4 protein-coding genes are annotated in these 8,135 nt (G+C 28.1%); all 4 read right to left on the bottom strand.

Translation table 11 applies throughout. From position 1 onward, the window contains the following. Positions 1 to 815: hypothetical protein (locus tag B0A80_RS20445; RefSeq protein ID WP_133063731.1), on the bottom strand; the 815-nt coding region annotated here is incomplete at its 3' end. Next, on the bottom strand, positions 805 to 2,811 hold the full coding sequence (gene drmB / locus B0A80_RS20440) for a DUF1998 domain-containing protein (protein WP_089078486.1): 2,007 nt from the start codon (positions 2,809 to 2,811) through the stop codon (positions 805 to 807). The genes drmB and B0A80_RS20445, both read right to left, overlap by 11 nt. 4 nt (positions 2,812 to 2,815) lie before the next feature. Then, a complete protein-coding gene (locus B0A80_RS20435) occupies positions 2,816 to 7,018 on the bottom strand; it encodes a helicase-related protein (protein WP_089078485.1) in 4,203 nt (1,400 codons plus the stop codon). After that, the coding region (locus B0A80_RS20430; protein ID WP_208861503.1) for a hypothetical protein at positions 7,019 to 8,135 on the bottom strand (1,117 nt) is incomplete at its 5' end.

Genomic DNA, 8,135 nt, shown 5'->3' with positions numbered 1-8,135 from the left:
GTATGAAATAACTTGTTTTCATGTAACAAATCTACTAACTGATTCTTTTTGCTTTTGTAACCATCTGACGCCCCTTTTATTACACTCAAATTCTCTATAAGCGGAAAAGAAATATTATTATAAAAAATCAGACTAATTAAATCTATAGCTTTATCAACATAATATGAAAAATTAAAATCTAATTCTTTTGTCTTGCTTATAAAACAATCTAAAAAGACTATGGCCTTTATATTAGCAAAAGGTCTCGAAAAATATAATTGCCATATTTTTGCATAAATTATAATTGCTGAAAAAGAACACTCAGTTTTTAAATTATTAGCTAGCCATACCGCAAATTCATGCTGCAAAGGATGCTGTTGTGGATTACATAAATCTAGTTTTTTTATTGATATTTCTGTTAATTCTTCAAACTCACTAATTATAAATTCTTCGAAGTCAGAATTTTGATATTTTTTTTTTCCTAGAGTCTCGTATAAATGTTTTTTATATTTTGAAAAATAATGTGTCTTTTCTTTTTTAGCAACAAGGTCCTGAAGAAGATTTTTATTTAATCCATTTATGATCGTTTCTGCGTCTTCCTCAAAAAATAAATTCAGTAATAGATATTCCTCTTCAAAATTATTTAACAAATCAAAAGCATCATTATAAAACTCCGAGAGACTATTAGTTTTTAAATATGAATTTTTTAACTTATCTCTAAATTTAATTCTAAAATTTTGGCCATAGTAAACCTCTTTACCTTCGGGCAGGACTTCTTTCATTTTTGGAATAAACTCAAATCTAATGAAATAGGCAAATTCTGTTCTAATTGACATCTAATAAATTTTTAAAAAATCCTAAATCTTCATTAACTAAAATTTGTCTATCCAAATATATGTTTCTATGCTCACACGATGTTTCGCTCACTAAACTGCAGGAAAAACATGAAGCTAAATTAAGTTCAAAGAGCCCTTGTCCATCTGATTCCCAACATAGGGGGTCACTATTACAAACAGTTGCTCGTTTTAAAGCACTTAGTATTAAATTGTTTATATTCTCTTTACGGCTTTGGGCAATTAGTCCCCCCATACTACCTTCCGCTCCTTCAGATGTATAAATCATTAAACCATACATTTTTGTTTCTTCTGAATTTGACACATATATTCTTTCAGATAATGACGCAGTTGGGTATCCGCATCGAAATTCCATTTCACGCATTATTAAATGACAAAAAGTATGTACTAAGTATAACTGCCAATTTTTCTCAATAGCATATTTAGTTGCAGAAAAGGCATAATCATTTCTTTCTTTATTGATCATACTTTCAAATCTTGAAAAATCACAGTTAAATGAATCAATTAAAGTCTCGTTAAAAGCAAAAAATATTCCTTCACCATAATTCTCAACGACTGGATAAATTAATACGTTTTCATTTTTACTTCGAAAAATATTTTTAGATTTAATTTTATCTGATTCTGAAGAATCAGGTTCGACTCTTGAAAAATCTAATTGAGCAGATGTAACTTTTAGATTATCGATTCTCAAAACTCGTGAAAAATATTTTCTTATTTCATTAGTTAGGTTATTCGAAACATCTTTTATTTTTAAATCCTTATCATCTATTTCATTCTCATTACAGTTTGTCAAAGCTTTAAACTCTTGAAATCTATAAATTGTTTCGTCATCTTCCACTGATTTAACATCTTCTAGTTCTTGGGGAATATTTTGCTGAATTTCTTTAATTCTATTATTTGTAATCACACATTGTTCAAAATCGTTAGATGCTTTAAATATTTCAAGATCTTGTTTTAGTTTAATTATTTCTAGAGTATTTTCATCTAGAAATAATTTATCTGGCATATAAATACTTGAACGAATTCTAGAAAAATACAAATTGTTACCTGTTGTTAAAGCTACTCTCATATGAGGGCTACCACATGTTTCATTAAGAGGATCTTTACCTCTAACTGAATTATTGCCAAAATAAGATGATTGATCTCCAGTACTAACTTCCCAAGGTCTATGACCGGCACATTTAATTTTAATACTCATAACTCCTTTCAAAGAAGTTCCACCTATTGAACACGAATTACATTTAATCCATTTACCATCAAAACCACTAGAATTAGCATTACTTTCATTAATTTGAATTTTTGGACTATTACAGCAACTTTGTGCACCTAACAAATCAACAGGGTTATATATTTCAAAAGGATTTTCTTTCCTCCACCTTAGAAATTTAGACCAAGGAAAATCACTAATATGCCCATGTGGACAAATAAGTACTAAGTTATCTTGAACTAAATTTATATCAAAGAAAGATTCTTTATTTTTTATTCTAACTTTAGGTGGGAAAAAAGTTTTTATATCCTCGCTATTCCATAATCGATACCATTCATTATAACTTAAGTAGTTGTTATTTGAGTCATAAAAAACTTTTGGCATAAACGTACTATTAATTGCAAATTGACTTTTACTCTTCTTTATGACATTAAAATTCTCTTTAATTTCAATATCTGGTATTAAAGCCAAATATCTCAAATTTTCAATATTCTTTAATTTTTTAAGGGATTGTAATAATCTTGCATCATTTGACAAAGCCAAATCATTGATTAGGTTTTGTTCTTGAATATGTTGTAATTCATCCTTTCCAAGTTTACTTGCTTCGGCAATATACTTAGTCATTGATTGAATAAACCCCCATTCTTCAATGCAAGATACAATGATACTGCCATATTCAGTATGAATTATCGAACCTGGTCCCCCATATGAGGACAGTAATTTAAACTTACTTATAGACTCATTACTGCTATTATTGTTTCTTTTTTGCATAATCTTATTGTTGAACAGTTTTTATGACAACTGAAGGAGCTATTTCTCTTAGAGATTGTTTTACATTCCAATTATTATTATTTGCAAATCCATTCCTTGGTTGGAAGAGAGAAATATTAGAAATACTTTCGTCCCTATATTTTAACAATAAAGATGAATCTTGAATACGATCTAACCATCTTGTAATTAATAATTCATCAATTTTTTTTTCTATTTCTGCATACTCATGCTCTTCAATAATACCATAAATATTTAATCTTAAACCATCATCTCTAGTACTTAAATGTTCGTTAAGCTTTACGGCATTATCTTTAATTTTTTTAATTTCATTTAAAATTTTGAATCTAATTTCATTAACATAAGTTTCATTTAAGTCTCTAGCTTCATCATTATTAGATAAGGGCAAGTCAGAATTGTGTCTGACTATCACTGCCAAAAACATTGCAAAATATCTTTCCAGTGCCTTATCAGTAAAAGGTGTTACTGAAATCGGCTCTACATAACTATAAAATTTTTCATGATATTCTTTAAATCTTTGATAATGTGAAATATCTCTTGATCTAAAAGGATGGTGAATTGTGAAAACAATTCCCTCCTTATCTCTGGCTACCCTGCTTGATGCCTGTATATATTCAGCTGTATTTCTAGGCATCGAATTAATTATCATTGTATTAAAACGACTAACATCAATTCCAACAGAAATCATGTTTGTCGCAATAATAAATTCTGGAGGATTAATTTCATTTTTTATATTCCAATTACGTACTATATCCGATAGATTTGTCTTGACTTCTTCCCCTGTTAATCTTCCTGTTAATTCAGAATAATCAATCTCACTTTTTGGTTTTATTAATTTATTCAAAAAATCCCATTGCATAGTATTTTTAATTATTAGATTTAAGTCTCCAGGTAAGTAATGACTTAATTGAGATTGTGTTTTTCCCACTTCTTTCAAACTATTGAAATAAGATAGAACTGTATGATAATAGTCTAGTACACTTTCACATTCTTTAAAAGAATTATCGTTACTAAATATCTCTGATTTACAAAAATTTTCTTTTATAAATTTTAACCTGTGGCTTAGAGATATTGAAGCAATACGCAGTTGCATCCACACTTGTGTCTTACCAACGGGAAGCAATCCTACATATTTACGATTTGAAGCATACTCAAAAATATTCTCCTTTTCCCTTTGGTAATATGCAAAAAATGAATCATCACAATTAATCCCTTGTTTTGGAAATATTTCAGACCTACGATTAAATAGTGCAAATATTTGTTTATCGGTATTACGTGTCGTTGCAGTTGAAGTTATAATTTTAGGTCTAATAATTAAGCCTTTTTCGTCTTTATATGAACAAAGCATATCTATCCCTTTTTCGAAAAGGCCAACTGCGGAACCCAAAGGACCGAGAAGTAGATGCAATTCATCTTGTATTATTAATTCGGGTGGATATACGTTATTTTTTCCTTTCTCAGTATCTCTTTTTCCCAATATTCTCCTAGAATCAAGATTTATTTCTTTCGAGACTTTATTTGCCAATGCGGCAAATTTATCTACAGTCCCAAATAATAGAGTCGGAGGAGCTTTATAAACATCTTCATCTAAAAGTCTTAATGGTAAACTGTTTTTTTCATTTGGAACAATACCACTAAATGTACAATCTTTAGTATTGCACATTATTTTAAAAAGTACTTTATTTTTATAATTATTTGTGGCTGTCAGATTTGGATGTAAGTTTGGAAAACTATCATCAATAAACAATTCACTTCCACACCAAGGACAATTTGTGTGGGGCAGATTTGTTTCTACCCTTTTATTTTTTCTAAGTTGTTCTTTTATTTTCTCTAATTCCTTTACCATAGTCGTTTCAGATCTCTCACTATCCCATTCATTTGGTAAAGAAGTACCTCCAACAAATAAACCAATTGTAATCCTTTCTTCTCCTAAATTGAAATTATTAGGAATAAAAAAATTCTCTTTTCTTATTACTTCTAATGCGCAAATTAATAATGTTGCCCTTTGAAATTGTTGAAGCGTTAATAATCTTAAAGTGTAACGCATTATTGCCGTAGTTCCATTACCTTTGACTCCAAATATGAATCTTCTGTAAGCAATTGCAAACGCTATTATTCCAAGATATGCTTCCGTTTTTCCCCCTCCAGTAGGAAACCAAACTAAATCTGCAATTTCATTACGCTCAGGCCATCCAGTTTTAAATACATCTTTAACAGTCTTGTCTCCTTCATCTGGTTTTACAAAAGAATCAATGTTTAGTAGTACGAAAGCTAATTGAAATGATCTCCATTCATAATCTTTTTCTAAAACGACAGTTTTATAATACGTCTCAAGCCCTAAACTTTTATCAGGAGTAAACGGAGGAAAATTTTCCTTTAAAACTAGTTTAACTTTTTTGCTATGATGAAGTTGCATGAACATTGCAGTATTCATTAACCGAAATGCGGTCATCGCCTTTCTATTACCCTCAAGCAATTTTATATTACGAAATAATCTTTTGGCATCATTTTCACAAGCATTTAATTGTCGATGCAGTATCTCTAATGCATTTTTATTGATATTCTCACTGGCTAATTCTAATTTTTTTTCATTTATCCATGTATTATATTCTGATATAAATCCATTAAGCCTAAGTATAATCTCTTCATCATTTAAAGATGATAACGTTGAAAGATCTCTCATAGACAAAACGCTTCCATTTATTCTAGAAATAATTTCATTGTTAATTGCTCTACTAGGTTGGAAATCTATCTTAGGAGTTTCTTGTTCTGGCATAAATTCACTAGATAGAAATCTTAATCCATCTTTCGTGTGCCCCCAATCTACTGAAGTATTATATCCTTCTCCATAATCTTTATATTGTCTATAAATTATTTTATTAAAACTATCTTCTTCGTCAATCTCAATAAGATTCGGAGGATTATAAGGTTTTAAAATTCCATTTTTTAACTCGATAATTTTTAACTCGACTCCAAAAAAAGATTTTTCATTTGCTTCATCTTTTTTATTCAATTGAGGAGGTTCTGTTGATGAAATTTTTATTTCTTTTTCATTAGTAAGAATAAGTTTTATATAAGTACCGTTATCACCATAGTTTATATACTGATAGTTTATAAATAAATCCTCTACACCATCTATTTCTAATGAAAATTTATCCCTAACTGTTTTAGTATTTAAATTATACTCTTTCAGTTTTATTACTTTTGAATGGAGTGTTGACTGCCAAATTGGAGTGGGCCGATTTTTTAGCGAACTTTTTCTATATATGGCTTTTAATTCATTAACTATATTTTTGATTTGATTATATATTTCTAGTCCTTCAATTAAAGTTGATAATTTAAAGTAATTTTCTCTATTGTCTTTTATACTATCATTTATAAAGTCGTAGATATTCTCCTCGTAAATTTTTGTATAAGTAAACTCAGTATCATTATATTTTGATTTTGACAAAATATAATAAGAATTGTTGGGTAAAAATTCATCAATTAAAGGAGTAATATTGGCTACTACGTATTTTTCAAAATTAACATAGTCCAATGTATAAAGATGCTCATTTACATCTACACCTTCTTTTAAATAAACAAAAGTGTTTTGATCAATGCAAGTAACTTGAAATATATCAGAGTAATATTTTTTGAAAATTTCACTTATCATTTCGTTATTTTCGGAAATCCAATAGGCTAACTTATTATCTCGACATTGTTTATTTGATAACTTTTGATATGTTCTAAAATTAACTTGCAGACTTAAATCAGAGATATTTGCACTTTGATTTATTGCAAAAGCGATACCGCATGTATTTGGATAATTTTGGTTTTTACTTGATACACTTTCTGAGGAATCGTCCTTTAAATTTTCATCATCTAATGTTAAAGGTGATAAATTTTCATCATCTGATATTGCGCTTTCTTCATTGGTATTTTCCTCTTTTTGAAAAAGCTCCTCTGCAGTTGTAGAGATTGGAAATAAAATTGCAGAACTATACTGATATGCAGGAACCTCACTTAAAATTTCAGAAACATTATTAAATGCTAAAACTGTTTTTAAATTTTGTCCACAAAACTCATTAGTGTTCCATTTTTCGAGTAAGAAAAAACGCTTATTAAAAGCACCAGGTCCTATTATTTGTTCTTTAACAAATAATTCCAAGTCTTCTCTTTTTGTTTTAAATGTGAGATTTTTATCCATTTATGAGATTTTTTTTAGCTCTTTTACTTTATGTAATTTTATTTCACTTGAGATAGAATTCATTATTGATATTGCCAATTCTAAATAATCAAATACTTGATTATTTTCAAAAATGTTTGTTTGGTTTATTAGAGATACAACTTTATCTAGAAAAGAAGTATTTTCATAATCCCCAAAAACTCTTTCTTCAACCATCATTTTGAAAATTTGACTATAAAGTGACTTTACTTTATTTAAATCTTTTCTTCCATAATAACTTATCCAAGCTTGATTTAATTCAATTTCTGAAATTTTGAGGTCACGACAGATGATATTCCAGTTTTGTTTTTTCTTTGGAAAGTTTGTTGGTAATGAATCTATTGAAATACTATCACTTACGAGGTAATTATCATTAAAACGTTCATTTGAAACCTCAAGCCCTTTTTGTACTAAGATGGTGTATAAATTTAAAGTATCTCGATTTTTCAAATACAAATCTACTTGCCATTTTTTAGCAGATATAGGCATTTTCGCCAATTTATCAGGAATTAAATCGCTCTTTATTAATTCGTGTAATTCAAAAGAGGAAATAAATAAATCATCAATTTTTAATGAGTTTGCATTCGTTTTGATTAAAAAATTACGATTCTCTCGAAATATTATTTGATTCGATAATAATGTAATTTCTTTATCAGATGTTGTATATATTTTAATTTGCTCATCTCTATTGAAAGCCTTTAACTCCTCTTCTATTAATAGAATTTCTGCTTCGTTATATTCTATAATTTCTTGATCAATTTTTGCAAAACTTTCTTCATCTATAATTTGTGACTCAATAGTTTTATATTTTTTATTGTAAACAAAGTTTTCATTGAAAATTTGTTTTAACAAATTAGATTTCCCTTGTTCCCAAATTATTAGATTAGCATTATAGTTTATATCTATTTTTTTTCTAAGACCTAATAATAATGGATCAAATAAATATTTTAAAATATGATATTTTAGATAAGGTTGATAATTAAAAAAAAGAAAATCAGGAACAACAATTTGTATTTTAGAATTAATTTGACTTTTGATAATATTTGACGTTCCAATTATATTAAAAGGGTCTAAAAAAGTACTCATAGATTTTTTTGAT

This window comes from Flavobacterium tructae, assembly GCF_002217475.1.
Taxonomy (GTDB): domain Bacteria; phylum Bacteroidota; class Bacteroidia; order Flavobacteriales; family Flavobacteriaceae; genus Flavobacterium; species Flavobacterium tructae.
This window is presented reverse-complemented; position numbering and strand designations above follow the sequence as displayed.